Source organism: Myxococcota bacterium (assembly GCA_040387835.1).
Lineage (GTDB): Bacteria > Myxococcota > UBA727 > UBA727 > JABDBI01 > JAZKCZ01.
In genome coordinates this window covers 206,348-233,200 of sequence record JAZKCZ010000001.1, presented here as the reverse complement: position 1 = coordinate 233,200, position 26,853 = coordinate 206,348, and the positions used below count along the sequence as shown (strand labels likewise).

Sequence of the window (26,853 nt, the reverse complement as noted above, 5' to 3'; positions counted from 1 at the left end):
CCGCCCAAAGCGGGATGGCATGAGGGGCAAGTTGTTTTCAACTTGCCCTTTTTATATTTTGGTGAACTTATGTGTGGCATTGTCGGATATATTGGAAATCAAACGGCAGAACCGATTTTAATTGAAGGTTTGAAAAGACTGGAATATCGGGGCTACGATTCCGCAGGCATTGCCACTTTAGATAGCGGCAAAGTATTTATTACGCGGGCAGCTGGTAAGCTTCACAATCTGAGCACAGCCCTTTCCAAACAAAGCAGTCCAGGGAATATCGGTATTGCTCATACCCGGTGGGCATCTCACGGGCGCCCCACGGAAACCAACGCACATCCGCATCACTTTGGTACCATCACCCTGGTCCATAACGGTATTATTGAAAACCACACCGCCTTAAAAGTTGAACTGCAAAAGCTCGGTCATCACTTTAATTCAGACACAGACACTGAAATCGTTGCCCATCTCATCGCGCGTTACAAAACAGACATGCCCGGTGATTTCGTCGGAGCCGTCCGCAGCGCTTTAAAGCGTGTTGAAGGTGCCTATGCCTTGGCTATCTTGGACAGCGAAACCCCTGACACCATCATTGGCGTGAAACAAGCTTGCCCATTGGTGGTTGGCCTTGGCGATGGCGAAAACTTTCTAGCATCTGACTTTCCGGCTGTGTTAAGCCACACCCGAAGCTTCGTCGTTTTAGAAGATGGCGAAATGGCGGTCATTCAGAAGGATTCGGTTTCCATCACCGACCTGCAAGGCGCCCCGCGGCCGCGCAAACCAATCACTTTGGACTGGTCACCAGCTGCCGCAGAAAAAGGCGGCTTTAAACATTTCATGCTCAAAGAAATTTTTGAGCAACCACAAGCGGTTATTGATACCCTGAGAGGCCGATTTTCGCCTGGTGAGCTTGAATTTGCACTCGATGGCTTTAATGCAGATGGCTTAAAAGATATTCAGCGAATCACGCTCATTGCCTGTGGCAGCTCATACCACGCTGCCTTAATCGGCAAGCGCTACCTAGAAGAGTTGGCTCAAATCCCCGTAGAAGTCGATTTAGCCAGCGAATTCAGGTACCGAAACCCACTCATTCTAAATAATCACTTGGTCATCGGTATCTCTCAATCCGGAGAAACGGCAGATACATTGGCAGCATTGATGCTGGCAAAATCCAAAAACGCGCATATTGCAGCCATCTGTAATGTCGTTGGCGCGGCCATCCCCAGGCTTTGCGACGCTAGCTTCGGAACATTTTATACCCACGCTGGCCCCGAAATCAGCGTCGCCAGCACCAAAGCATTCTTGACTCAAATCGTTGCTTTGTATTTGCTTGCGCTATGCGCGGGTAAAAAGCACGGCAAACTTAGCCCCGGCGATTTAGAAAAGCATTTAGAAAGCCTATATGAGCTGCCTATGTTGCTCGAGTCTGTTCTCAAGCATGAAGCGGATATTCAGGCATTGGCCAAGCAGCTATCCCATTGCGAACACATGCTCTTTATGGGCCGAGGCACCTTGCAAGTGGTCGCCATGGAAGGTGCTTTGAAGGTCAAAGAACTCTCCTATTTGCACGCGGAAGCTTATGCAGCTGGCGAAATGAAACACGGCCCGATTGCTTTGATAGATGAAAAAATGCCCGTGGTCGTTTTAGCCGTCCGTGGCCATTTGTATGAAAAGACTCTATCAAACTTGGAAGAAGTCAAATCTCGTGGCGCACAGATTATCGTGCTCTGCCAAGACAATGACAGTGATCTTTTACAGCAGTATCCGTACGCGTTGACCATCCCTGAATGCCCAGCGCATCTCTTGCCAGCCATTGCTGTTTTGCCACTGCAACTGCTGTCTTACCATCTTTCTAACTGGCGTGGTCTGGATGTTGATCAGCCCCGAAACTTAGCCAAGAGCGTGACCATTGAATGAATTAGAGCTCAAAGCTTATTTTGCCTCTCTGCCCCACCCTGCGGATATTACCGAGTATCTGGAGCAGACAGATCTGTCCGAATGGCCTAAACTATTACGCCTGATCGAAGACAGAGAAATCCGCGCAGAAGTTGTAGCGGAAATCGATGAGGCCAAATGGCGGGACTTGCTTTCCAGGCTACAACCCCCAGAAATCGCGGAAATCATCGGCGAGATGGAATCCGATGATGCGGCGGATATTATCGCCAAACTGCCCTTGCCGCTGCGCTACGAAACCCTTTATCGTTTGCCCGATCCCAAAAGACATCAAGTTCTAGTCTTGCTGGGCTACCCCGAAGATTCCGCTGGCGGTATCATGCAGGTGGAGCTCGCACGAGTTCAAGAAAATGCGTTGGTTTCTGATGCGATTATCAAAGTCAGAGAGCTCGTTGAAGAAGACGTACCCGTTCTTGCCGTCTGGGTGGTGGACAAAGAAGACCGCTTGATGGGCACCATTGAATTGGCCGACTTACTGATTCATAAATCAACTTTAGGCATTCGGGCCTTGATGAAGCCTGATGTTATTTGCGTTAGGCCTTTGGTCGATCAAAAAGAAGTCGCGCAGCTATTTAAAAAATACGATTTACTTACCTTGCCGGTGGTGGATGATGAAAATCACCTTATCGGGCGCATTTCTATCGACGATATTGTTGACGTTTTGACCGAAGAAGCTGAAGAAGATGCGTTGCGTATGGCTGGTACCAGTGCGGAGGAGTTAATCTACCCCGAGCAGGTGTTCTCGACAGCACGTATTCGTTTGCCTTGGTTAGCGGTGGCGCTGGTCTGCTCCTTGATATCGGCTTCTTTGCTTAAGCTATTTGAGCCTTTGCTCCATCAAATGACCGTGATTTACGCGTTTTTACCGGTAATTATGGCCATGGGCGGCAATGTCGGGACGCAGTCTTCTACAATTTTGATTCGCGGACTCGCTACAGGCAAATCGGATTTAAGTGATATCCCTAGAGCACTGTTCAAAGAAATCCGGGTTGGCCTGGTGATGGGCATTTTTTACGGCTTTTGCGCTGGCTTTGTGACGACCTTTCTTCTCAGCGACAACAACTATGCTCTGGGCGGTATCGTTTTAACATCAATGGTTATTGCCATGATCACCGCTGCAGCCTTGGGTGTTCTGGCCCCTGCTTTACTTCGTAGGCTCAATATTGACCCAGCGATTGCCGCCGGTCCTTTTGTAACGACCTTAAACGATATCACTGGGATTTTAATCTATATGTGCACCGCACAAGCCTTTCGCGGACTGCTAATTTAATCCATCAACTGGCTCAGGACAAATCCCATCGAAATGCGTCAGTTTGATATCCTCTAAAGGCTTTACGAGATTTCCCCGTACCCCATTTGTAATTAAGGCGATCAAGAAACCTTGAAATGCTAAACCAATCTGGGGGTATCCTGCCTTGGCACTTAATAAACCTATGCTGATTAATGAACCGGATACTACCACGCCAAAAACCAAAACACTTTGAACTGCTTGGTCGACAGTGGGGGGAGCTATCTTAGATCGGGTAAATTCTTTCGAAGAAACCACCACCCATGGATATGGGTCTAAATCGCTACGCATCTGATCAAGTGACTCAGTAATGGCGAGCTCTTTGCTGCTTTTGTAGGTATAGGCAAAAGGTAAGTGCATTGCACCAGCAATCACAAAGACGCGCTTACAGGTTAATTTACTAAGGATCTTTGGCAAAGCCGCATTTCTATTTCGCAATTCCGAATTGAGAAAATGCATTCTCAAATGCAAGACATGCTTTTCAAGTGAATTTGGCTTCTTTCTAGCCAAGTCCCACCCAGCGCCAGTTACGCCCAGCAACCCATCAATGTTCGTTTCCTTTGCAACACGGGACATATCAAGCGGCAAAGAGGGAAATTCCAGTCTCGCGAGTTTAAAAACCAAGTTTGAATACACAGACATTTTCTCAAAGGGCATCTCAAATAAAACAATGTCGCCCGGCTTCAACAAGCTTAATAATAGCTGAAAATTCTCTTGAACAATTAAGGGGTTAGTATGATTTTCAGCAAATAACAGCACCTTTGCATTTTCTAGGTTTGAGTTTCCATAAAAATCAAAATGGCCTTTAAGCTCTTCAACAGTGTCTTCTCGCGCTAACCGATGCATCGTGGTTAACACAATTTTTTCCTCAAGATCTTGAGGTTCCACATCAGGGAAGCGTTCCTGTGCACCTTTCCATAACTTTTCTAACTTTAGCAGCTCATTATCTTGCTGCTGTTTCAGCGAAAGCTGAGATACATCTTTCCTTTCAGCGGCCTGGTATCTAAAATAGCCAAGTCCGCAAACAGAGAGAATAAATGTTCCAAATTTTACCACGTTTAAAAAAGCTACAAACATACTCATCATAAGAGTTTAAGTATATATATATTTAAACCAGAATCAATAGACTCAGCTCAGCTCAAACAATCAATTATATGAATTTTTTCGCATCGTGGGGCCAAACTGCAACCCACCATTTTGATCCATCGAAATCCTGAAAATCTTTTCCTCATTTGCTTTAAAAACGACATCTCTTTCAACCAATAGGCCCGCACAAATTCCGGCCGGTTGCACGGCTAACAAATAGTCGCTTGCCGGAAGCCAAAATTCAATTTTATGCGCAGCCGATACTTGTCCCGCCAAATCACCATTGACAAAGATCTTAGTCTTGCACGCGGATCCGACAAACCCCTTGTCTCGTATGACGATAAGATGTGCGTCCGCTTCAGAAGTTTTTTTCTGAAACAGAATGGCGTCGGTTCCTGACGCAGACTTAGCAAGATCAACACTCACAGGAACTGAGGCACAACCACTTGCCGTTAATAGAGACAAAATTGCCAAAACATACATATTTTTCATAGCTAATCCTTTTTTCCTTTAAACCAGATTACCACGCCGTATAAAAGCGCGAGCAAAATCGCCAAACCTAAAAACCAACCCATTTGAGATTGCACCACGCCGATCATGGTTTCTGGCGATTGCAGTAATTCGGGGTTGCTCCCCAGGATCTTTTGACCAAACCAGGCTAAAATAAAGCACCAAATGCCAGAGCCAACGAAAGTCGCGATGCTAAAACCCCATAAAGGCATGCGAAAAAGCCCCGCTGGTAGTGAAATCAGGTGCCTAACCACCGGCAGAAAACGGGCGGTGAAGACGCCGAACGCGCCGAAATGGCGAATCCATCTTTCAGCCATTTTTAGCTTCTTTGGGCTAATTAAGAAATATTTGCCATATCGCTCAAGCAAGGGATGACCGACCAAAAGCGCTACCCAATAACAAAGTAAAGATCCAACATAACTGCCCAAAGTACCTGCCAGCACCACGCCCCAAAAATTCATGCGGCCTTGCGCTGCCCAAAATGCAGCAGGCGCCATGACAACTTCTGATGGCACGGGAATGATGGAGCTTTCCATGGCCATCAAAACAAAAATGCCGAAATAGCCTCCATGCTCCACCCACTCAAACCACATCCGGATCAATTCATGAAACATATTTTTTGCCCCTGAGCCTGTCCGGAAGATTACTACTTCCAGCACTTTTTTGCCCGTAACCAAGCTCTTTCATCAGCTTGGTAGGAGCATTGCGTAGGTGCATAGGCACTGGCAGGGCGCCGAGATTAACGACATCTTCCTTGGCAGCATAATAGGCATTGATGACAGACCTGGATTTAGGCGCTTTAGACAAATAGATAACGGCATGTGTGAGTGGCAGTACGCCCTCAGGCAGGCCCATCAGCTCGAAGGCTTGCAAGGTTGCAGCCATGAGAATTAAAGCCTGCGGATCCGCATTGCCAATATCCTCGCTGGCAAAAATCATCATTCGCCGAATGACAAAGCGCGGGTCTTCCCCTGCCTCCAACATACGCGCCAAATAATAACAAGCCGCATCAGCATCGCTGGCTCTCATGCTTTTGATAAATGCGCTGATTGTATTGTAATGCTCTTCTGCCTTGCGGTCGTAGGCCAAGACGCGCTTACCAACGGCTTGCTTAATAACTTCAAAACTTAGATTGGTTTCGCCCTTTTCGACTAGCCCGAATGCTACTTCGCAGGTGGATAAAAGCACCCGCGCATCGCCGGTAGCGCTTTGAAGCAAAGCCGAGCGAGCGTCTTCATCGATGCTGTAATTTTTTAGTGCCAATGCCTTGTCAAGCAAGAGGCTTAAATTTTCGGGCGATAATGGCTTTAAAACCAACACTCGGCATCTAGAAAGCAACGCGTTGTTTACGGAAAATGAAGGATTTTCGGTCGTAGCACCGATAAGTGTTAGCAGACCCTCTTCAACATAAGGCAGCAGCACATCCTGTTGCGCTTTATTGAAGCGATGGATTTCATCTACAAAAAGAATAATCGGTGTTTTTTTACCAATTTCAACCGCTTCGCGAATTTCTTTCACGCCTGCCGACACAGCAGAAAGCCGGATAATTTGGCGCCTGATGGCGCGCGCCAGGTTTTCGGCCAAGGTGGTTTTTCCAGAGCCTGGCGGTCCCCATAAAATTAACGAGGGGAGTGAACCATTGGCAATCAGCCGAGTTAATAAGCCCTCTTCTCCGAGCAAATGCTCCTGCCCAACCATATCCCCCAAGCTTTTGGGGCGCATTTGAGCAGCTAGCGGACTCATGGATTTTTAGCCAACGGATCTCCAACTTCAGAGAACACGATCAAACTGTCACGTTGGCTGTAGGTCTCCCCAGCCCTCGCAACCAGTGTGATCAGATTGACACCAGGTTTAAGTTTGACCACTTGATCCAGTATTAGGATTTGCGGCGCTCCTTTCTTGATAGCTTTAAAAGACTGGTAAACAACCTTTTGATCATTCACGAACAGATACACATCTTTCAGATCTTTTTTGCCGGTGATTTCAGCCTGCACTCGGTAGGTATTTTTCACCACCACAGGCATATTGGAAGGCTCTAGCCAGCGAATTTGAGGCGGTGTTTTAGCGATTTTCTGAGCGGATTTGATATTTAAATCTTCTACCCAGTATTCACCGGAAATGCCGTCAAAGAGCTGAAGTTGTATTTCGGCTTTGCCCTCTGGCGTGCGCTGCGTAAACGCCAGTTCAGCGTCAGCGCTCTGGCCTGGCTTAAGTGCTTTAATTTTTTGGCGGCCTTGATCAATAAAGATATCGGCATCGCCTTTGGCTTTTAAAAGAACAATTGGCTCTTCGCAGTTGCCTGCACCAATGTTTTTTACTTTCACTTTGACGCGTGTTTTTTCACCGGCTTTGGCAGGAATGACTTGATAGTCATAGGCTAATATAGGCTTAACTGAGCCTTGAAGCGAAATCGGGATATCTAACGGGCTAAGCTCCCGGCCATTGCCGAAGAATACGACACGCATCAAATCGCGCCTGGTCATGGTGTCTTTAGGGGTTTCGATTTCGGTATCCCAAATTTTCTTCTGCCCGGGCATCAACTTGCCGAAAACAAATTCTCGGTCAGCAAAAAACGGCGTTGCTGACTTTGAGATACCGTAGAGGCGGTAAACAGGCTCGGTACCGGTGTTTTTAGCTTCAACGGAGATTTTTAGCTTTTGGCCTGCTTTAGCTACTTGGGCATTGACCAAACGCACCGAAATTTTAGGTGTCGCTGGAAATTGAGCAGGCCTTGACCAATCAATGCCTAACTTCTCCAAAGCAGCTGTGAGCTTTTTGTTTTCTTCCTGCTCGACAACGGGCATCAAACTTTGAGCATCTGCTAATAGCGCTTTTCGGGTGGAACCGTGCGCAGCCAGCAACAGCCGTTTAGCAAACCTAATTTCAAAATCTTCGTAGAAGACGGACGAAACGGCACGTTTTTCCAGCTCTTCTTTGGCTAGATTCTCAGACACATAGGTCAGCTCAAAGACGGGCTTATGAGCCATGGTACGCTTATCATCCAAATGAAGATCTAGATCCCCTTCTCTCATTCGGGTCTGAGGGAACAACAGCAGGTTGTTTTTATCTTCGATGAGAGCCGGCGAAAGTAGGATGTCAGGGGTAATGCCAACGGACTGAATACTTTCATCACCAGGGGTTAAGTATTGGGCAATGGTCAGCTTGAGCGCAGATTTGTCAGGAAAATCATAGAGCATTTGGACTGAGCCTTTGCCGAATGTCTGCTCGCCCACCACGACCGCGCGGCCACGGTTTTTCAACGCGCCGGCTACGATTTCAGAAGCAGATGCTGAGCCCGAGTTCACTAAAACTACAATGGGAAGTTTGGATTTTTCCAGGCCTGGCTCGGCTTTTTCTTCGTCTCTTTGAGTTCCCAAAGCACCTTGAGTCACCACGACCACACCACCATCCAAGAACAGATCGGATACAGATACCGATTCATTGAGCAAGCCGCCGGGGTTGTTTCGGAAGTCTAAGATCAGACCTTTAATGTCTTTGAAGCTCTCAATGGCCGCTTTAAGATCCCGGCTGGTATTGCCATGGAAAGATTTGATTTTGACGTAACCTACTTTTTTGTCGATTAAATGCGAGGTAATCGAATCGACTTTAATAATATCTCTGATTACCAAAATATTGCGTGGGCCGGCTTCGCCTTTGCGTGAGATGGTCAAAGAAACGCTGGTACCTGGCTTGCCTCTTAACTTTTCAACAGCTTCATCTAAGGCCAAATTGATGGTGGAGGATTCATCGATTTTAATAATTTGATCCAAAGCTTTGATGCCAGATTTGGCTGCAGGGGTATCATCCAGCGGTGCAATAACCGTTAACACACCGTCTCGAAGGCCAATCACGATGCCCAAACCGCCAAACTCGCCTTTGGTGCTGAGTTTCATTTCTTTTGAGAACTTAGGCTCCAATAAAATGGAATGCGGGTCTAGTTGACTCAAAGTACCATTAACGGCAGCGTATTCGATGTCATCTCTTTTGATGCTCGCTGGGAGCTTTGGCTCGATAAAGCGTAGAATATCTCTAAGCTTAAAACTTAGGTCCCACAGGGAATTCATGCCTTTTACTGAGAAAATCTTGGAATTGGGGCCTATCTGGATTTTAACCTGACCGTCAACGACTTCATCGACCACCAGTTCAGGGATTTGTTTTTCAAGCGCATCCAAAGCGCCCATCAACATCTTCTCGGGTTTTAAACGAGCTGGATCGACATACTGTTCTTTGACCAATAAAATAGCGCGGTTGAAAATGCGCAGCTCGGACAGGCTCTCGTCTTTCGCAGTATAGCTTAAGGAAAATAAGCCAAGAACGAGGGCGAATATCTTTAAATTAATCATTCTTTAGATTCCATAGCGCGCATCTTTTCTTTTTGAGACAGAGAAAAACGAATCAAGCCTTTCAAAATTCTATTTCTTTCGACGTTGCCTAAGATTAGCTTCATGTCATCGTAAATAGATGGATCGATTAGCAATCTGCCAAGCGTACCTTGGCCTTCCATGGTGTTGGTCACTATGGTATTCAGATTGTCAACAATTTCTGCACCCTTTGGATCATAGACGACCGAGTGCAGCAGACTTGGTCCCTTGGCTGCATCACGCATGAGATTGTCTAGACCTGCCAAAGTGGCTTCAAAGCTGTCGCCCGATTTTCTACTATAAATCAGTCGATGGATAAGCCCAGGCCCGGTCTCGATAGATTGAGCAATATTTCGAATTGACTGGGCAGCTTCAGCCAAGGCGGTATTGCCACCTTTGGAGGTAAATCCTTCGATGAATTCTTTGGCTGCTTCAACCGCGCCAGTCACGTTGGTTAAGACGCTTTGAGCTTTTGCTAAAGCATCGCTCATGTCGATGGATTCCATAGAAATCAAACGGCCACCATTTTTGATGGCGTGAGCCTTGGGCGTTCCCAAGCTAATGTTAATAATCTTATCACCCAGCAAGCCTTTGCCGTCGATCCGGGCAATGGAGTCTTCTCTCACCCAGTTAAGCTTATCCTCGGGTATGCTGAGCAAAACCTGAATTTTACCCGCGGTGGAGGGATTTTTGTCGTCAAAGCTAGGAAAGCCAATTTTCTCGACATACCCGACCAAGACCCCGGCTAACATCACGTCGGCGCCAACGGACAGACCCACCACATTTTGGAAATAGGTTTCAACTCTAGCAGACCTGTCGAACAAGTGATTTTCTTTGCCGATCAGAAAAACTACCAGTGCGAGTAGCACCAAACCGAAGCAAATGAATGCCCCTAAAAAGATATCCAAATTTCGTCGTTTACCGAATGCCATATTTTAAACTCTCTTTAAGATAATATATCAGTTAAACTCGGATCGCTGTTTAAAAAACCACGGACAAAAGGGTCTTGATGATTCATCATTTCCTGAATGGTACCTAGGGCGCGAACCTGCCCTTGGTATAAAAAAGCCACTCGAGTACTCATGCGTTGCACTGACGGAATATCGTGCGTTACCATAATGGCCGTTGATTTCAGCTTATCTTGCAACGAAACAATCAAATCAACAATTCGAACGGTGTTGATCGGATCGAGTCCAGCAGTGGGCTCATCGTATAAAACTACTTCCGGATCCGTCGCAATGGCTCTCGCTAGACCAATGCGTTTTTTCATACCGCCTGAAAGTTCAGACGGCATTTTATCTATCGAGTTTTGCAGCCCTACCCAGACTAACTTTTCTTCAACCTTGTCTTTAAGTTCGTTTGGTGGAAGTTTTAGTTTCCGCAGGCCATACGCGACATTGTCAAAAACGGTCATGGAATCGAACAACGCAGCGCCCTGAAACACCATGGCAATGCGCTTTCGAATGGGCAAATAATCTTCATCGCGCTTCAAAGAAGACAGTGAGATACCATCAAAAATAATCTCGCCGGCATCGGGCAGAATTAAGCCGATGAGCATTTTAATGGTGACGGTCTTACCGGTTCCCGATGGCCCAATAATACAAAAGCTTTCACCCTTTTCGATATCTAAGGTGAGATCTTTGCAAACCACTTGGCTGCCGAAGGCTCGATCAACATGCTGGTAAGAAATATAGCTCATGGAAAATCTTCCGACCAAAATTGATCGCCAATGCGATAGACCGATCCCCAAGGGATCTGGCAAAAAAAGTAACCCTCATCAAACGATAAGGTAGCACTGACGCCGGCCTCATCAAAGCCAAAATCTGGCAACTCGTAACTATAGGAGAAATTAAGGCCTAAGACTTCGTCCCCTGCGTATTGCGGAGGGACAACGACACCGGGCCTGCTACTGTCTAATAAAATGAGCACCACCCCTTTGTCTAAATGTTTTTTAAAAGCATTCAGTTTTTGGATATTGGAGGGGGGCTTTGTGAAGTTCAGATGAACAACTTCACCCATCGCTTTAGGCTTGGACACTGCGAGAAGCTTCGTACTCGTGATCTAATTCGGTAATGGAGGACTCGAGCACTTCACGGATCGAGCGATTGAATTTAACTTTACCGGCAGCGATTTCACGCAAAGCAATCACTTGCTCGTTGTTTTTAAAGCCTTCCACCAAGGAGCGGCTGCCTTTCATCAACTGGCGGCTTCTTGCAGCAGCCAATAAAACCAAAGCGAATCGATTTTCAACAACTTCTAAACAATCTTGTACGGTGACGCGTGCCATAGGTTTAGATACCTAGCATGTGTTAGCGCACCAGTCTAGGTCTTAAGGCGACCTCTCCGCTTTCTAGCACCACTTCAAAGCGAACTGATTTAACCCCATGTTCCTTCACCAAGGCTTCTTTGGCTTTAGATAGCGTGGTTTCGAAGGTATCAAAATCCACGGTTTGTTGGCCCTGCAAATGGTGAGCTTCCTTAAACTGCTCGTACAGATCTGTCAGGGTGTTCTTAGCGGGAACTGCCTGCACCTGCCCCAACTCTGGGTGGTAACTGTGTTCTTCATAAAGCGCAGCCCTTTGTACCACAGGCTCAAGCTTAGGAAAACGAGCGGCTTTATTTCGGCTTAAGCTTGGATCCGTATTGTCCGCCAAGGTGCCAGCCAACTCGTTGAAAGCTTGGGCGATATCACTTAATTGATCAAAATCTTTATGAACCATGCGCCGATCATACCGGCCCCTGGCCAAATCTCTCAAACCATCTGCAATTTCATCAGTTTTTAAATCGGCAACTTTAGGCACAGTAATGCAGGCACTTATCAAAGCTATCAGCGTACCGATATCAACCACTAGCCGCGCGAAGGCTGACTGAGGTGCTACCTGAAATACAATAAAAAATCCAACAACTGCCGTTACAATGACAATCGCTGAAACTGTTATCACAAAAGCTTTTAAGTTCTTCATGTGCTTCCTACCCACCCTCATCTTCACTAAATAGCCAAGATAGTTGCGTATGAGGGCCTAAGGTGTCAATCACATGTCTGCGAAAAGATTTCTTTAACCTGTCAGCCAACTGACCCATACGCTGCTTGGAAACCCCATAACGCCTGCCTAACTCTACCAAATTCACTGGCTCTCCAGCAACTAAGTGTTCTTTCCATATAACCTTATCGCGTTCTGAATCAAGGTTTTTTTCAAAACTATTAATCATTTTTTCAATGGTGTTTTGAATCTGCGTCCGAGCGCTGGTGGTTTCCGGACTATCCCAATCGGACGCCAAAGTATCCCCTAAGGTATTATCAAGATCTGAGTTAATCGGCGCAGAAAGGCTCGATTCCTTGCTGTCTAAACGCGATAAAATCAACGCTACTTCTTCAGGGTCTTCACCTAACTCTTTGGCAATTAACTCAGGCGTTGGATTTTGCCCTTTAGCTAAAAGCGCCCGCCGAATTTGCGGTAGCGCAAAATATACCTTACGACCGGCCCGGCTGTTACCTGTGTGAATCAAACGAGAATTAGTCATCAGAAACTTGGACAGCTGAGCTTTTATCCAATAAGCGGCATAAGTCCCAAAACGGGTGTTTTCATCCGGGTCCCAGCGTTTGGAGGCGATACCCATGCCCGTTAGGGCTTCTTGCACCAAGTCCATCATCAAGGTCCAAGAGCGACGATACTGATGCGCCATTTTAATGGCGAGACGCATGTTGTGATAAACCAGCTTTTTGGCTGCCGATTGATCGCCATGGTCCCTCACTTTCAGGCCTAAGACACGCTCTTCTTCTTCTGAAAGTCTGGGAATTTCAGTCGCCTTTCGGACAAAGCTCGCATAGAGATTGTCCTCTCCTTTTCCACTCGAAACCCATTCGCCACCAGCATCCGCAAGCTGGATACTGGCACGCTTAACTAAGTTGGCTGGCTCTGCTTTTGTCGTTTGGGGCAACATAAATCCGGTTAAATTGTGCTGGTCTTTGGTAGCGGCTAAAAAGCTCGGTATAGGCCTCAAGTGCCATCACCTCTCCGCGCTTAGTCAGAACATAAAGCGGATGGGCAGAGGAGTCAAAATATTTGGAGATGGCGCTCTTAGATTGCGTCTGTATATAATCGATGCCTTCAGTCTCCAAACGCTGGCAAAGCCCTCGGTGCTCGCTCTCAGTCATCTCATCCGCCAGTAAGGCATAGGGTTTATGCGCCACGATACGTTTCGCCCAAGGATTTTGGCTAATTCGCAAATGGTGCTGCAAATCAACATCATCCAGCTGGATATAAGCCTCTAAATCACTCGGCAATGAAAACGCATCTTCGCTTTCTTCGAAATAGCGCTGCAGCATCTTTTCATAAATCACTGGCGTGTGGTGCAAATACACGCTCGCAAACATGTGATAGCGCGACAGCAAAAAATCTTCGAAACTAAACATGCCTTTGGAGCGAATCCCTAAATGCACAGCGCCTTCAATTTCGATTGGTACCAGGGTGCTGACCAGCCAATCGGCATCGAATTTGCCGTAATTAACGCCACAATAAAAACTGTCGCGTTGCAAGTAGTCCATGCGATCCGCATCGCACTCGGAGCTAATAATTTGCTTCATCAACGGCTGATAGCTGAGTGGCCCTATTTTAAAATCAAGGGTCGTAATATCGGCAGGTGATACACCCACATCCGCAAACAAACGCTCGATTTCTTTCGAAAAACTCGAGTCTGTAAGCAGCGCGTAGGTATAGTCCTCGTGAGAGGCGCGCCCCTCTCCTTCTAGGCCCAAGCTTTTCTTGGACGGCATGCGAATCTCGCTGGAGTGCGAGAGGGGTGCGTGTCCTAAATCATGCAACATTGCGGCCAGTCGAATGGCCTGGCGCATCCGCTTGCGCGCGTTTTCGTCCAAATCACCCGGTTTAAAAAGCGCATCAAACACCCGAGTTGCCATCGCCATGGCACCGAGACTATGGATATAGCGGCTATGAGTCGCCCCTGGAAATGCCAAATCCGCAAATCCCAGCTGTTTGATATCCCGAAGACGCTGAAAAGCTCGGTGGTCAATCAACTTTAATTCATTAACACTTAAATCGATTGAGCCATGAATAGGGTCGCGAATTTGAATAGGCATATTTGAAACTCTTATAAAATAGAACGCCCTTCTTTTTGGGCACGGACACAATCAAGCAACCATTCACGCAAACGCTTTTGATCACCAGGTGCAAATTTTCTAAATGCAGCACCCATCATCCAGGAACCTTGTTGGTCTTCAGTCCAAACGACTTCAGAGGAAGCTTTGAGCAACTCAAGTTCTTTCTTAATCGGAATATATAAAAGAACGTTAATTTTATCGCCCACATGAAACTCTTGCAATGATTCAAAACTGACACCGCCCAAAGCCAAATTGCGGGACGTGGCTGTGAAAGATTGAAGGCCTTGGGTCAACTCAATGCGAATTTCGATAGGCGCGCGAAGATGCCTAGTATTTTTGGGATTTGCTTTAGGTTCGTCAGGCGTTGGAACATCTTTTTTGATTGGCATAATTGCCCGAATACTAACCTACAGCTAAGCCAAATCAAAGACCTTTTTAATAGGATGGAGCATGCCTCCTATAAACCCGCGCACCATATCCCCTGCCATGTCCAATGCTTTAGAAATATTTGATAGGGCCTACGGACCAGGCATGGATATCGTGGGTGCCCACTTGCTCAGACAGGCGGGTTTGTCGAAAATACAAAGCGCATTGGAGGAAGGCCAAACCCGCATCGATTTGCCTTTTGCCATTCGATCCGATCTGAAATTTTCAGACCGAATCTACCCTGCAGGCGACCGGCTTATTCTAAAAGACGCTGTTAAAAAAGCCTGCGATACTTATTATCGCCAAGCCAATCGCAAAATTATTTGGCTTGAAACCAATGGTCGCGTAAAGCTCAGCAAAGATAAGCAAACCAGCATACCCTTAGGGCTTTACGCCGAAGGGCAAGTAGGCTTTAGCCTCAGCAATGAGGTTCGACTAAGAAAACTGGAGCCCTACGAAAGCGCATCTGGCGAGCTTGCCAAGGGCGCATCTTTCCTCCAGAGCATTCAAATTCCCTATACTGCCCAACTCGCCCGTTCAATGCCTCCCGGCAGTGAGTTTGAATTGTCCGAAGAGGCACGCGCAAAGTTTTCACTCGAGCTGCCTGCCGGGGTCCAAGCCTCCAAAACGAGATGCGCCTCTATTTTCGCACAGAAGTTACTCAGTCCCAATAAAATCATGGTCAAGTTGACAACTTCCAGCGGCAACGAAGGCGGTTTAGGTTACGAATATCGAAACGAGAGAAGACTTAGCTTTTGTATTTTTCAAACGATAACACACGTCGTAGGCCTGGACCGGTTTTTCAGCTGGATCGCAAGCGCACACGCTGTGGCTGCCGCCAAGCGGACCAATCAACAAAATCATATTAAGCAGTATGTCTTTGACCTATCCAAAGCCGAAGAAGCACAAGCATATGACGATATTTTTCTGAAATTCTCTACCGAGCGAGCGGATAAAATCGCCCGAAAGCAAGTCAGTGAAGAAACCGAAACATCTTACGATTTCAATGCAGCAGGCGGTATTGGAGATTCAAACGTCACTTTTTTTCATAAAATGGAAAGTGCCAAAGAATCCTATCTCAGCGATAATCATTATCAAAAATCAACTTCACTAAGAGAACACTTTTCCAAATGGTTCTCCAAAATGAGCATCATGTGGGAGTGGATGTCGCTGGATAATCCCAATAAGTCTTTAAATAAATCATATTGCCATGTGACCGTTGACAGCCCCAATGCCACCGACTTTTTCGAACTAACAGAAGCTCTAGAGATTCCACTGTTAAATGACGCCAAAGAAATACTATTAAGTGACCCCGCAACCAACATTCACATCGATGTCTATTTCAGCGAAAAAGGCATCCAGAATATCCAGAACAGCTCAATGATCGAAGATTTTGGATCATATTTGACTAAACAACTCCCCATAGGCACCGACCAAGCAACTGCCTTACGTTATGGCGAGATATTAAACAAATCGATTTTCACCAGGTGGTTTTTCTCCCGGGAGCGAGGGCGCATGGAGAAGGCCAACCCGATACTAATCAGCCACAAGACGCGCATCAGAGAAGCCTATGCTTTTGCAAAGAAGACCAACCCCTTTAAAGGCTCACTTGGAAGGTTTTCAGACATACGCTCGATTGTGGCCCTGATGCGGGTTGCCGGTTTAAAAGAAACGATTGTCCACGAGCTATCCATTTCAAATCCAAGCATTGGTCTATTTAACCCTGATGAAGGACAAATTTTAAATCCTGAGCAAGAATTTACTCAACGACTGGCAAGCCTTTCTTCACCCGAGGTGTCCCCTTAATGGTTCTATCGAGCAAATGTGAGGGCTGAACATTCTTAATGGCGCTCAGCATCACACTTCGAACATCCGGGATTTGCTTGTCCAGCTGACTAAGCAGCTCACTCATGGCTTCGCGCTTTAAACCTTCCTGCGCGCCACAAAGATTGCAGGGCAAAATTGGGTACTCGCTCCGTTTAGCATGCCAAGCAATGTCGTTTTCTGCGCACTCTATCAGGGGCCTAATCACTTCAAACCGCCCGTCATCGGTCACATAGCTTGCAGGCATGGCCTGCAATTTGCCTGCGTAAAATAGATTTAACAGCAACGTTTCCAAAGCGTCATCGCGATGATGACCGAGCGCTATTTTATTGCACCCTAATCGCTCAGCTGCCGTATATAATATGCCCCGACGCAAGCGCGAGCACAAAGAGCAGTAAGTTCCGCCCTCTTTGGTTTTATCAACCACAATAGAATAAGTATCTTTTTGAACGATTTCAAAGGGAATGCCAGAGCGTTCTAGCCATTCCCGCAAAGGCGCGCCATCATAACCCGGCTGCATTTGGTCTAAATGCACAACGGTCATATTGAACTCAAATGGCGCCTTCTTTTTAGCTTGCCATAGAAAGTCGGCTAATGTGTAGCTGTCTTTGCCGCCCGACACGGCCACCATAATATGATCGCCTTCTTTGACTAAATCATAATCGCAAATGGTCCGCACCATGGAGCGCATCAGTTTGCGGGCGCGGTCGTGTTGATAATCGCTGATGGCAAAACCTTGCCAGTGTTCTAAATGTGGGGCTTTCAAGATGCTATCTCCAGCCCCACTACCTACTGAAAGGATTTTTAAGCTGCAACTGTATTTTTCAAGGCGCGCTTTCTATAATCGTCCAAACAATAGGTTTTGATGCCTTCGTTGGTTGCTACAGGAGCGGGCCGGATAAAGCCCTCTTTCACCGCATAGTCAAAGAGCTGCTCTTGCAAGATACGTCGTCCTCGAAATAGCCTAGACATCACGGTGCCAATCGGAATCACCACCGTTTCAGCGATTTCTTTGTAGGATAAATTATAAACATCAGAGAGCAAAACCACGATTCTAAAATCAACCGGGACTTTTTCCAGCGCATAGACCACTTCATCGGAAAGCGATCTGTCGGACAAAACGGTTTCAGGGTTTCGATCGGTGGACTTGTTCGCAGCGTCTAGAGTCGAAAAAACGGTCGGTGCATGTGTCTCACCGTCCAAAATTTCGCGTTCTTTAACTTTGCGTCTATACTTATTGATGAAGGTGTTGGTGAGGATACGAAAAAGCCAAGCTTTGCAGTTTGTGCCCATTTCAAACTGCTCATAAGAACGAAATGCCTTGAGATAGGTCTCTTGAACCAAATCCTCGGCATCTCCAGAGGACCGGGTGAGTCTTAGTGCTGCTCCAAACAGCGTACTCACGTGAGGAATCACTTCCTCTTCGAAGGCCTTGAGGTTAGGTTCACACTCCGTCACAGAAACAGGCGCAAGCGTCATGGGCTCTCCTTGATATGTTCAGGAAAAGAAACCAACGGCTTTAGAATTTTATTCCCGAAGCAGCAAATTAAATTTAAAAATGACGTCGTTAATTAAAAAAATCGATGATTTTTTGTCTTGAAGCATCCGCATCGTGCATGCCTAATTCGATGAGATCGTTGGCGTATTCGACATCGAATAACAGATAGCTCAAAAAATCCGAACCTTGCTGGTCGGTTGACTCCACGATTCTGGAAAGCACGCGCCCTATTACGCCGCCTACACGCTCGGCTAAGCCGCCCATGCGCAGCCTGCGAGCAGCTAGGACGCCTAGGTCTTCGCTGGGGCGAATGACCAGCGTATCGATATGCCGGTAGGGGCTTCCGCGGAGGGCGGTAATATTATCTCGGAACTCTTCATTGCCTAAATCTGCCAAATTATTAAAACGTTCTAGGCGTTCCAAATCATAGTCTGTTTTATCCAGCATGAGCGCGTTTAAGATTTTGCCGAGCAAAAACAGAGCAGAAGGATACCTATCCATCTGTGCCCTTCTTTTTTCTGCCCGAATTCTTTCTTCGGTTCGAAGATTTATTACCAACAAACGGTCAGCTCCGAGCCGCAGTGCCGGTGAAATCGGGGTATTTAGTTTAATACCGCCGTCGCAATAAACTTCCCCTTCAAGCTCAACCGCCGGAAATATCCAGGGTATCGCAGCAGAAGCTAAAGCATGAGCCGGTCCAAGCTCCACTTCAAATGGCTGCATCTGGGGGTCGGTGCTCCATAACAAAGGCTGTGATGATTTGGCACGTTGCAAAAAGATATGCGTCATACCACTGCTCACGTGTGTTGCCGTCAGCGCTAATGCCTGTACATCGCCGGACTCCAGATTCACCTGAACATTCTTCCAACGAATATGTCTGCGAACCAGGTCTTCTAAAGGCGAAGTGTTGAAGAGACCACCCAATCGACTGGAACCAATAATCTCATCAAGCTCGCCCCGCCCTCTCGAGCCTAAGATAAATTTGGGCAAATTAACCAGCTCGCGCCAGCCGATTTCGTAGATTCCGTCAATGCGTAAACTGCGCCACATTTGCGCCAACGCTTCGCCTTGAGACTCCGGAATATGACTTAACGCCGCCAAAAAGCAGCTATTCACCGCGCCGACAGAGGTGCCGCAAATAATTTCAAAACGCGCATGAGATCTGATGCGAGCCGGGAGTTGCTCTCGAATGTATTTGATAACTCCCGCTTCATAAGCGCCCCTAGCTCCGCCGCCCGATAGAATCAGGCCGGTTTTAGGGGCTCTGTCAGTGCTATTGAGCATCCGCCAAGCGCCTTAACGCATCGGAAACCAACTGCTTAAGCAATGGCTCCAACGACTGCGGGCCAGCATCGAGCTGAGTACCAAGCGCAATCAGCCTTCCATCACTGGTTCCAATCACTCTGCCGACATAAGTCGGGCCATAAAGCCCTTCACCTTTTTCAATAGAAATCAAATAGCCAACACCAGAAGGCAAATATTGCCCCAAAGGCCAAACCGCGTCATCTTCAATGGCTTTTTTCTCAGCCCGCATGATTTGATTCGCGTCAGCCATGGAGACTTCCACGAACTTAACGCCCGCATCCATCATCTCATTCATGGTCTTGGTAAATACCTGTGTTTGCCCAATGGAAGCAGGCAACACGGCATAGGGTCTGGGCCCTGCACTTTTAAGCGTTATCGCTTGATAGCCGGCGCCAAACGAATAACCTGATTCCATTTTCACGGCGCCAATAAGCTGAGACTGCGGCAATTGGTAAAACGCCGCAATCAAACCAAATGTCGGCTTGCCTACTTTCTGGTTCCAAGCTCTTAAATCCTCAATAGACGCGGTAGGTCCGTTGATAACCATCTCATGCTTTTCAATCTCTGGAACCTTAACATCGCGGTAATAAGGTGTCGGCAAAGTACCGGAGCTTTGGATAGGCTTTCTAGAGCAACCCCCCGCCAGCACCACAGCCATGACCGTCAAAAGAAGATATTTTTTACATTCTACGAAGGATAACACGGATTTTCGCTCCTTTTTGATATACGCCAGGCATGCTCCAAACCTTCTGCTGGGAAGGCGGCAGACCGACGTCTTGGAAGGTGGTGCTGTCTAACTGAGCGCCTTCGTTATTAATAATTTGCAGAGAAATCTGAGCTTGCAACTGTAGGCCGGTTCGATTTTTCAATGTGACATTCACATTGCCCGAATCGCGATTTTCGAAATCAACCCGCAGCACTTGAATCTCGCTACACACTGTTCCTTCACCGCAATAGACTTCACCCCAAGCGAACTTTTGCTCGACTGGATTATTGATGGTGGCTCGCATGCCCGTCTGAGCCCGACGCACGCCCGCACAAGAAATAGAAAGGGCCAATAAAAGGCCTAAGCTTAATAATCTAATCATTGATAAATCACTCCGGTTTGGCCCATTTTCTTGGTTTCATAATCGCCCATCCATAGAATGACGCCCGTTTCAGCGTCGAACAGTTGGAAGCTATAGACAATATAATCGCTCACGCCCTCTTTAGAGGCTTTAGACAACGATCGCATTTCGCCTTTGAGCAAATAGTCTGCTCCAGCCATGGCGGCGCTAGACTTACCTTGGTCGTAGATGCCAGAGCGTTTTTTAGCTCTTTCAGCCATCACTGCTTGTTCACTGTCTCTCGCCAAATAAGATACTTGGCCTTTGGAAAATACGACCAAGTCTTTCACCAATTTATTCTGAAGCAATCTTGGGTCCACTCTAAATCTGGTCTGGTTTTCAATCGGCAATACCGCAATGCGAGGTGTCGCGCCGACCTTCGGCCATTGAATACTTACAATCTCTCGAGCCATGCGCTCGGCCATCGCTTTCACATCGCCCGAATCAGTACCAGTGCCACCTAGATTATCATCTTGACTCGCTTCTAAGATGGTCGTTTTTTTAGGCAACGTCGAATATTTACAAGCGGTCAATGAGACCAATATCAATAAAACCAATCCTTTTTTCATCATGCCTTTCCCTTTTTGAATGTTTTCTAATATGACCCCTATTATGAGACAAGATGGCAGAAAACCGCAAGACCTAAGATCTATTACTTTTCAAAAACGTTTTATCGAACACCATCCCGGCAGTGTATTGGTTTGCTACGGTAAAACAAAGGTCGTGGTCACAGCCACAATTTCTAATCAATTGCCCCAACATCGGAAAGAAATTGGCAAAGGCTGGCTTTCTGCGGAATACGGTATGTTGCCCGGCTCGACGCACGACAGAAAATCCCGTCCGGGTCCTAAGGGTCCTGACGGCAGGTCCATCGAAATTCAGCGTCTCATTGGTCGCGCTTTAAGACAAGCCGTTGACATTGACCAACTTGGTCCAAGGGCCATCACGGTCGATTGCGATGTCCTCCAGGCAGACGGCGGCACCCGAACGGCAGCCATTACCGGCGGTTGGGTGGCAATTGCATTGCTCTTAAAGCAGCTCAGACTTGATCATCTGTTAGTGCGACAAGTGGCAGCTGTATCTATTGGTATTAAAGGCGAGCAAGTTTTAACAGACATTAACTACGAAGAAGATGTGTCTATCGATACCGACTTCAATCTGGTTGCCTGTCAGGATGGGACAATTGTCGAACTACAAGGCGCAGCAGAGGGCAACCCAATGAAAGCTAACCTAATCCTTGAAGTCTTACGCCAAGGGCTCCCTGCAATCGCACAAATTTGCAGACTTCAACTTGAAGCCATTCAGTAATATGCTTGAATCGAACAATGTTACCATATTAACATTCTTTTATGGTCGATTTCAAAGGTAGATTACCGAACCAGATTCCTGAACATAACGAAACAGTAGAACAGGAAAACAGCACAAGTGAAAGCTCATCGTCTAGCAAAATGAGCGGCGATGATCTTTACTTGGTAGACGATTCTTACAGTTCAAGCATTTCACCAAAAAATGCGCATCCGAGCGCACTTTCGAAAGACGCCGCCGCTGTAAAACTTCAAGCGCTTGCAAGAGGCCATCTCGCGCGAAAACGCATGATATATCCTCACCAGCTGGAGGGCGAAATAAGTGCGATTCTATCGCGCCCTGAACCGGTGGCCAAGCCTCCAACAAGCTTGTCCATTAACTCCGATGACTCCTCTGCGATGCCGGGAAAGGCGCCAGCGAGCCCAACTTCAAGCCCCCGTAGCGCCGATGTCAAAGCAGTATCTAAAGTTCTTTGCCAAAGCGCTCTGAGCTTTGCGCACTCAGCAAGAGTCGGCGGTCGCGAACGTATTACAGGACCAGTGGACGCGTGGGTAACCAAAACTAGCAAGGAAACGATCGAAATCGAAATTATCGGTCACAAATTAGGCAGCGGGACTTTCAAGACCGTCCACCGCACTGACAGACTAACTCTTACTCTACAAAAAGGAGGCCCTGCCAAGGAGTTAGATGAAAAAGTGCTTTCTCGCTTTAATACAGCGGCCCAGGCCAATATCCAAAGATCGTTGGATTTAGTTGCCAAAGCGTTTCCTAAACCCGACCCCAACCTAAGGCTAGCAGGATTGTTAACGCATCTAGACAGAACCAATGCCGGACAGACAGAAGCGAGAGAAGATATATATGAGCCTTTAAACCACGCGGTCTTATCGCAGGCAGAAAAAACACAAGCCCTGGCAGATGTCGCTACCTCTTTAAAACTAATGCACCGACAAGAATTGGTGCACGGAGATATCAAACCTGGCAATATCTTGATTGGCAAAGACCGCAGAGGATATGTGGCTGATCTCGATGGTCTAGACAGCTATCTATCGCCGCAGTTGGCATCTGAAATGTTTACGCACGGTTTTCAAGACGCTCTTCGAGTAACCACACCATTCGCCGATATATATGCCTTAGCAATGACAGCGCAACATATCTATGGCGCTAATAACCCATATAGTAGCCAAATTGCAGAATTAAATGCAGATAATGAAAGACTAAGAGCCTGGCAGGATGCAAACCCGAACGAAATGAGTAAATTGGAAAGCAAGGATCCAGACGAAAAAAGGAGCGCCTTTGAGCGTCTCAACGCTGAATTTCCTGCATTTAGCCGTTTTATGGATGCGCTGGTCAGCGGACCGGAAACGCTTTAACCAACTGGCTCACTTGGCTTTTGATATCTTCTTGCAACGATGCATCGATGGGCGCCTGTAATATCTGATCTATCCATTTAGCAATGACCTGCATCTGAGCAACTCCCATTCCGCGAGATGTCAACGCCGGCGTTCCTACACGCATGCCAGAAGGCGCCTGAGGAGATGCAGGATCAAAAGGCACTTTGTTTTTATTAACCACTATGTGCGCTTTGGCCAATGCTTCTTCAGCCAATTTGCCGTTGATGCCCTTGCTGCGTAAATCAACTAAAACCAAATGATTATCTGTTCCGCCCGAAACCAAGTCAAAGCCTTGGGCGGTTAGCGCTTTAGCCAGTGCTCGCGCGTTTTCCAAAACTTGCAGTTGATATGTCTTAAACTCCGGCTGCATCGCTTCGTTAAAACATACAGCCTTACCTGCAATCACATGCATGAGCGGGCCGCCCTGCGTTCCTGGGAACACCCTGGAATCGACAGCCTTTTGATGTTCAGCTTTGCAGAGGATCAAACCACCACGAGGACCACGAAGTGTCTTATGGGTGGTACTGGTCACAAAATCTGCATGCGGAATGGGCGATGGATGCAAACCAGTCGCCACCAGCCCAGCAATGTGGGCCATGTCCACAAAAAGCTTGGCTTCAACCTTTTTCGCAATATCTGCAAAGCGCGCGAAATCAATCACACGCGCATAGGCAGACGCCCCTGCGATGATGAGCTTAGGCCGTTCTTTAAACGCCATTCGCTCAAGCTCATCATAGTCGATCAAACCCGTTTCCGCCGAAACGCCGTAAGGGATAATATTGTATAAACGCCCAGAAAAATTAATCTTGGCGCCATGGGTCAAATGGCCGCCATGGTCGAGGTTCATTGCCAAGACGGTATCGCCGGGGTTCACTGCAGCCATGTAGACTGCAAGATTTGCGTTCGCACCCGAATGAGGCTGTACGTTGGCGTGCTCTGCACCGAACAACTGTTTAGCACGCTCAATCGCTACACGTTCAATTTCATCAATGAACTCACAACCTGCATAATAACGCGCACCAGGGTAACCCTCTGCGTACTTATTGGTTAAAATGCTGCCGACTGCCTCAAGCACGGCTGGCGAAACATAATTCTCACTGGCAATAAGCTCCAAGCCTTCAAACTGGCGCCGACGCTCATCTTCAATAAAGCCAGCGATTAAAGGATCTGTTTGCGCCAGAATAGACATTTAAGCTCCGATACTTTCTGCCACCAACAAACGGTTACAAGAAGGGCAGCTTTCGACAATTTCGCCTTTCAAAATGCGATTACAGAGCTCCGGCGGCAGGCTTCGTCTACAAGCTTTGCAAACACCCTTCTCTAGAAAAGTAATGCCAGTGCCCGCTCGCTTGGAAGCGATTTGTTCATAACGCTTAAGCAATGGCGCTGGCATGTGTTTAAGTACTTCAGCTTTGCCTGACAGTGATTCTGCAAGGGAGGCTTCTAAAGATTTCAAATCATCAGAAATTTTGTCCCATTCGTCGTCGAATTCAGCATTCGCTAGATCCAGCTTGTCTTTCACTTTTGCAAGCTGAGCATTCAATTTTCCTTGCTGCTCTAAAAGCTCAAGCATGCGAGTTTCAAGATTAGAAATCGCTTTTTTCTGAGATCCGATTTCAGACAGTAAAGTGGTATATTCGCGTTCACCTTTAATCTTTTCGGCACGAGCTTCCCACTTACGCAAGTTGCCTTTTTCCGTTTGGATTTCAATCTCAAGCTGCTTTTTCTGACTTTCAAGATTGTCAGTCTGAGACTTAAACCCATCTTGCTCGAGCGAAGCCCCCGTAGAGCGGCTTTTTGCCTCGTTGGCTTTAAGCGGCAAAACTTTATGCTTTTCCCGCAGTTCTTTGAGGCGAAGGTCTATTAAACCCAGCTGAGATAATAAGGTCAGCTGTTCACGAACATTCATTTGTAACACTCCAAATGGTGGGCCCGGCGGGATTCGAACCTGCGCGCGGTCGGTTATGAGCCGAATGCTCTACCGCTGAGCTACGGGCCCTTCAGGAGCGAAAGTTAACGTCCTTTAAAGTAATTGTCTAGTCGAATGCGTCGATTCAAAATCTTGCTAGCGCTGCCAAAACATGACAGACCGAAATGCCTATGAGCACAACCTTCAAACTCGAACATGAATTTCCCACCATTCCCGTCGACGTTTTTGAAAAATACTTGAACCATCCTGAGCTTTGCTCGATGCTTTCGGCCCTCCCCTCTTTTAAGAGTCGGGAGCTGGTTGAGCATCAAGAATTAACCAGCGGTGAAAGGTATTGGTGCTTTAAAGTTTCGGCGGGTGGGGAGTTGCCCCCAGCGATCGCTAAGATTGCATCGCCTGAGCTATTTAGTTGGCTAGAAAAAGGCACGTTTAATCCGAAGGAGCACACGCTCAGCTTTGTGATTGAGCCTCTAGCCGCGAAATCTAAGTTTGAGAGCACAGGAAAGTTTACCTACACCAAACTGAAAAAAGGCACCCTGCGCGTTTTTGAAGGCGAGATGAACGTGAAAATCCCTTTTGTCGGCAAGCTGGTTGAAGGATTTTTATTGGCCGAACTCAAGAAAAATTACGCCGTTGAACCAGAGATTCAGACAAAATTCCATGAAATGATGATGAAAGCGTGAGGTCTCTGCTTCGATTGCCACCGGAGTTTCGCAAAGGGATTGGTTACAATTCTCAAAAGAGCGATGTTTTTAAACTTTTGCGCCGGGCCAAGCTTAATACCGTTTGCGAAGAGGCAAAGTGCCCAAACCTAACCGAGTGCTTCAGCAATAAAACCGCCACGTTTATGATTTTGGGCGATACTTGCACCCGGCGGTGCCATTTTTGTGCCGTAAAGACCGGGCGAGGCTTGCCGCCTGACCCAAACGAACCTGAAAATCTCGCCAATGCCGTGCGGGAGCTCGGCCTGGAACATGTGGTCGTGACCAGCGTCGATCGAGATGATTTGCCTGATTTAGGCGCTTCACACTTTGCCGCTTGCATACATGCGCTTCGGCGAATCTCAGGACTCACCATTGAGCTCCTCACACCCGATTTTAAAAACCGGCCTGAGCCTGTCCAAACCGTGCTCGATGCCGGTCCTGATATTTGGGGTCACAACACAGAGAGCGTTCCTAGGCTGTATAAGCAAGTCAGGCCCCAATCGCATTTTGATGTCACGCTAGGCTTATTGAGCCGGCTGGGAGCTGAGCGAGATTTGATCGTCAAAAGCGGCATCATGGTCGGCCTTGGGGAGTCGGACAATGAAGTGAGCGAGACCCTCAAGCTGATTAGACAAACAGGCGTCTCCATTATCACCATCGGGCAATACCTGCGGCCTAGCCTGAAGCACTGGCCGGTAGAGCGCTATGTCGCTCCTGAGAGTTATACTCGTTGGCAAAATGAAGCCAAAACGTTAGGGTTTAAAGCCTGCTATGCCGGGCCATTTGTGAGAAGCAGCTACCATGCTAAAGAAACATATCTTTCTATGTTGCGACCAAACCAAGCCTAAATGCTGCTCTTTAGAAGAAGGCATGGAATCTTGGCACTATTTAAAGGCCCGCATCAAGGAACTTGGACTAAAAGGCGAAATCCTGCGCACCAAAGCCAATTGCCTGCAAGTTTGCGAAAATGGGCCCATCGCGGTCGTTTACCCGGAGGGCGTTTGGTATGACCGCTGCACGCCGGAAAAACTGGAACAAATACTGCAGCAGATGCTCTAA

At 47.3% G+C, this 26,853-nt stretch carries 29 protein-coding genes and 1 tRNA gene; 8 read left to right on the top strand and 22 right to left on the bottom strand.

Annotation, left to right across the window (positions count from 1 at the left end; genetic code table 11):
* Positions 1 to 69 precede the first annotated feature (69 nt).
* Positions 70 to 1,905, top strand: a complete 1,836-nt coding sequence (gene glmS, locus V4534_01130) for a glutamine--fructose-6-phosphate transaminase (isomerizing) (protein ID MES2503458.1) — start codon at positions 70 to 72, stop codon at positions 1,903 to 1,905.
* A complete protein-coding gene (gene mgtE / locus V4534_01125) occupies positions 1,898 to 3,211 on the top strand; it encodes a magnesium transporter (protein MES2503457.1) in 1,314 nt (437 codons plus the stop codon). Before glmS ends, mgtE begins: the two co-directional genes overlap by 8 nt.
* On the opposite strand, the gene V4534_01120 is transcribed toward mgtE, so the two are convergent.
* From V4534_01120 to V4534_01060, 13 genes are read right to left on the bottom strand one after another with little or no spacing between them, the layout of a single operon-like run.
* Positions 3,203 to 4,315, bottom strand: a complete 1,113-nt coding sequence (locus V4534_01120; protein ID MES2503456.1) for a hypothetical protein — start codon at positions 4,313 to 4,315, stop codon at positions 3,203 to 3,205. The genes mgtE and V4534_01120 overlap by 9 nt on opposite strands.
* 60 nt (positions 4,316 to 4,375) lie before the next feature.
* Positions 4,376 to 4,807: a hypothetical protein gene (locus V4534_01115; protein ID MES2503455.1), complete on the bottom strand. Its 432-nt coding sequence runs from the start codon at positions 4,805 to 4,807 to the stop codon at positions 4,376 to 4,378.
* Positions 4,808 to 4,809: 2 nt separating this feature from the next.
* The gene (locus V4534_01110; GenBank protein ID MES2503454.1) at positions 4,810 to 5,439 is read right to left on the bottom strand and encodes a DedA family protein; all 630 of its coding nucleotides are present in this window, start codon (positions 5,437 to 5,439) and stop codon (positions 4,810 to 4,812) included.
* Positions 5,429 to 6,547 carry a replication-associated recombination protein A gene (locus tag V4534_01105; GenBank protein MES2503453.1) on the bottom strand — a complete coding sequence of 373 codons (1,119 nt, stop codon included), beginning with the start codon at positions 6,545 to 6,547 and terminating at the stop codon, positions 5,429 to 5,431. The genes V4534_01110 and V4534_01105 overlap by 11 nt, the downstream gene beginning before the upstream one ends.
* 17 nt (positions 6,548 to 6,564) lie before the next feature.
* Complete coding sequence (locus V4534_01100) at positions 6,565 to 9,168, bottom strand: MXAN_5808 family serine peptidase (protein ID MES2503452.1); 2,604 nt, start codon at positions 9,166 to 9,168, stop codon at positions 6,565 to 6,567.
* A complete protein-coding gene (locus V4534_01095; GenBank protein MES2503451.1) occupies positions 9,165 to 10,118 on the bottom strand; it encodes an MlaD family protein in 954 nt (317 codons plus the stop codon). The genes V4534_01100 and V4534_01095 overlap by 4 nt, the downstream gene beginning before the upstream one ends.
* Positions 10,119 to 10,132: 14 nt before the next feature.
* A complete protein-coding gene (locus tag V4534_01090) occupies positions 10,133 to 10,885 on the bottom strand; it encodes an ABC transporter ATP-binding protein (protein ID MES2503450.1) in 753 nt (250 codons plus the stop codon).
* A complete protein-coding gene (locus tag V4534_01085) occupies positions 10,882 to 11,223 on the bottom strand; it encodes a hypothetical protein (GenBank protein MES2503449.1) in 342 nt (113 codons plus the stop codon). The genes V4534_01090 and V4534_01085 overlap by 4 nt, the downstream gene beginning before the upstream one ends.
* Positions 11,210 to 11,473 carry a DNA-directed RNA polymerase subunit omega gene (gene rpoZ, locus V4534_01080; protein ID MES2503448.1) on the bottom strand — a complete coding sequence of 88 codons (264 nt, stop codon included), beginning with the start codon at positions 11,471 to 11,473 and terminating at the stop codon, positions 11,210 to 11,212. The genes V4534_01085 and rpoZ overlap by 14 nt, the downstream gene beginning before the upstream one ends.
* A 22-nt stretch (positions 11,474 to 11,495) precedes the next feature.
* Complete coding sequence (locus V4534_01075) at positions 11,496 to 12,149, bottom strand: MXAN_5187 C-terminal domain-containing protein (protein ID MES2503447.1); 654 nt, start codon at positions 12,147 to 12,149, stop codon at positions 11,496 to 11,498.
* Between the two features lie 7 nt (positions 12,150 to 12,156).
* Positions 12,157 to 13,128: a sigma-70 family RNA polymerase sigma factor gene (locus V4534_01070; GenBank protein ID MES2503446.1), complete on the bottom strand. Its 972-nt coding sequence runs from the start codon at positions 13,126 to 13,128 to the stop codon at positions 12,157 to 12,159.
* On the bottom strand, positions 13,085 to 14,284 hold the full coding sequence (locus V4534_01065; GenBank protein ID MES2503445.1) for an HD domain-containing protein: 1,200 nt from the start codon (positions 14,282 to 14,284) through the stop codon (positions 13,085 to 13,087). The genes V4534_01070 and V4534_01065 overlap by 44 nt, the downstream gene beginning before the upstream one ends.
* A gap of 11 nt (positions 14,285 to 14,295) precedes the next feature.
* Complete coding sequence (locus V4534_01060) at positions 14,296 to 14,694, bottom strand: PilZ domain-containing protein (protein ID MES2503444.1); 399 nt, start codon at positions 14,692 to 14,694, stop codon at positions 14,296 to 14,298.
* Between the two features lie 97 nt (positions 14,695 to 14,791).
* Between V4534_01060 and V4534_01055 the strand changes: the two genes are divergently transcribed.
* Positions 14,792 to 16,537: a hypothetical protein gene (locus V4534_01055; GenBank protein MES2503443.1), complete on the top strand. Its 1,746-nt coding sequence runs from the start codon at positions 14,792 to 14,794 to the stop codon at positions 16,535 to 16,537.
* Here the strand turns inward: V4534_01055 and ttcA are convergent.
* The 6 genes from ttcA to V4534_01025 all read right to left on the bottom strand — a co-directional run bounded on the left by ttcA (position 16,491) and on the right by V4534_01025 (position 21,036).
* Positions 16,491 to 17,321 (bottom strand): tRNA 2-thiocytidine(32) synthetase TtcA, encoded by an 831-nt coding sequence (gene ttcA / locus V4534_01050; GenBank protein MES2503442.1) that lies wholly within the window; start codon positions 17,319 to 17,321, stop codon positions 16,491 to 16,493. The two genes, V4534_01055 and ttcA, sit on opposite strands and share 47 nt — an antisense overlap.
* Positions 17,322 to 17,359: 38 nt before the next feature.
* On the bottom strand, positions 17,360 to 18,034 hold the full coding sequence (locus V4534_01045; protein ID MES2503441.1) for a sigma-70 family RNA polymerase sigma factor: 675 nt from the start codon (positions 18,032 to 18,034) through the stop codon (positions 17,360 to 17,362).
* 88 nt (positions 18,035 to 18,122) lie between these two features.
* Entirely contained in the window at positions 18,123 to 19,337 is a 1,215-nt protein-coding gene (locus V4534_01040) for a patatin-like phospholipase family protein (GenBank protein MES2503440.1), read from the bottom strand.
* A complete protein-coding gene (locus V4534_01035; GenBank protein MES2503439.1) occupies positions 19,327 to 20,061 on the bottom strand; it encodes a hypothetical protein in 735 nt (244 codons plus the stop codon). The genes V4534_01040 and V4534_01035 overlap by 11 nt, the downstream gene beginning before the upstream one ends.
* The gene (locus tag V4534_01030; GenBank protein MES2503438.1) at positions 20,039 to 20,446 is read right to left on the bottom strand and encodes a hypothetical protein; all 408 of its coding nucleotides are present in this window, start codon (positions 20,444 to 20,446) and stop codon (positions 20,039 to 20,041) included. Before V4534_01030 ends, V4534_01035 begins: the two co-directional genes overlap by 23 nt.
* Positions 20,443 to 21,036: a hypothetical protein gene (locus V4534_01025; GenBank protein MES2503437.1), complete on the bottom strand. Its 594-nt coding sequence runs from the start codon at positions 21,034 to 21,036 to the stop codon at positions 20,443 to 20,445. The genes V4534_01030 and V4534_01025 overlap by 4 nt, the downstream gene beginning before the upstream one ends.
* A gap of 28 nt (positions 21,037 to 21,064) precedes the next feature.
* On the opposite strand from V4534_01025, the gene rph reads away from it, so the two are divergent.
* Both rph and V4534_01015 read left to right on the top strand, forming a co-directional pair.
* On the top strand, positions 21,065 to 21,772 hold the full coding sequence (gene rph / locus V4534_01020) for a ribonuclease PH (protein MES2503436.1): 708 nt from the start codon (positions 21,065 to 21,067) through the stop codon (positions 21,770 to 21,772).
* Between the two features lie 41 nt (positions 21,773 to 21,813).
* Positions 21,814 to 23,139, top strand: coding sequence for a hypothetical protein (locus tag V4534_01015; GenBank protein MES2503435.1), 1,326 nt, complete (start codon positions 21,814 to 21,816; stop codon positions 23,137 to 23,139).
* On the opposite strand, the gene glyA is transcribed toward V4534_01015, so the two are convergent.
* The 3 genes from glyA to V4534_01000 all read right to left on the bottom strand — a co-directional run bounded on the left by glyA (position 23,117) and on the right by V4534_01000 (position 25,159).
* Positions 23,117 to 24,349, bottom strand: a complete 1,233-nt coding sequence (gene glyA / locus V4534_01010) for a serine hydroxymethyltransferase (GenBank protein ID MES2503434.1) — start codon at positions 24,347 to 24,349, stop codon at positions 23,117 to 23,119. The genes V4534_01015 and glyA overlap by 23 nt on opposite strands.
* A complete protein-coding gene (locus V4534_01005; GenBank protein ID MES2503433.1) occupies positions 24,350 to 25,069 on the bottom strand; it encodes a hypothetical protein in 720 nt (239 codons plus the stop codon). It abuts the gene before it with no gap.
* A 15-nt stretch (positions 25,070 to 25,084) separates the two neighbouring features.
* Positions 25,085 to 25,159: transfer RNA gene (locus V4534_01000), tRNA-Ile, on the bottom strand.
* A gap of 101 nt (positions 25,160 to 25,260) precedes the next feature.
* Here V4534_01000 and V4534_00995 point away from each other — a divergent pair.
* From V4534_00995 to V4534_00985, 3 genes are read left to right on the top strand one after another with little or no spacing between them, the layout of a single operon-like run.
* Positions 25,261 to 25,773 carry a DUF2505 family protein gene (locus tag V4534_00995; GenBank protein ID MES2503432.1) on the top strand — a complete coding sequence of 171 codons (513 nt, stop codon included), beginning with the start codon at positions 25,261 to 25,263 and terminating at the stop codon, positions 25,771 to 25,773.
* Positions 25,770 to 26,642, top strand: coding sequence for a lipoyl synthase (lipA, locus tag V4534_00990; protein MES2503431.1), 873 nt, complete (start codon positions 25,770 to 25,772; stop codon positions 26,640 to 26,642). The genes V4534_00995 and lipA overlap by 4 nt, the downstream gene beginning before the upstream one ends.
* The gene (locus V4534_00985) at positions 26,596 to 26,853 is read left to right on the top strand and encodes a (2Fe-2S) ferredoxin domain-containing protein (GenBank protein MES2503430.1); all 258 of its coding nucleotides are present in this window, start codon (positions 26,596 to 26,598) and stop codon (positions 26,851 to 26,853) included. Before lipA ends, V4534_00985 begins: the two co-directional genes overlap by 47 nt.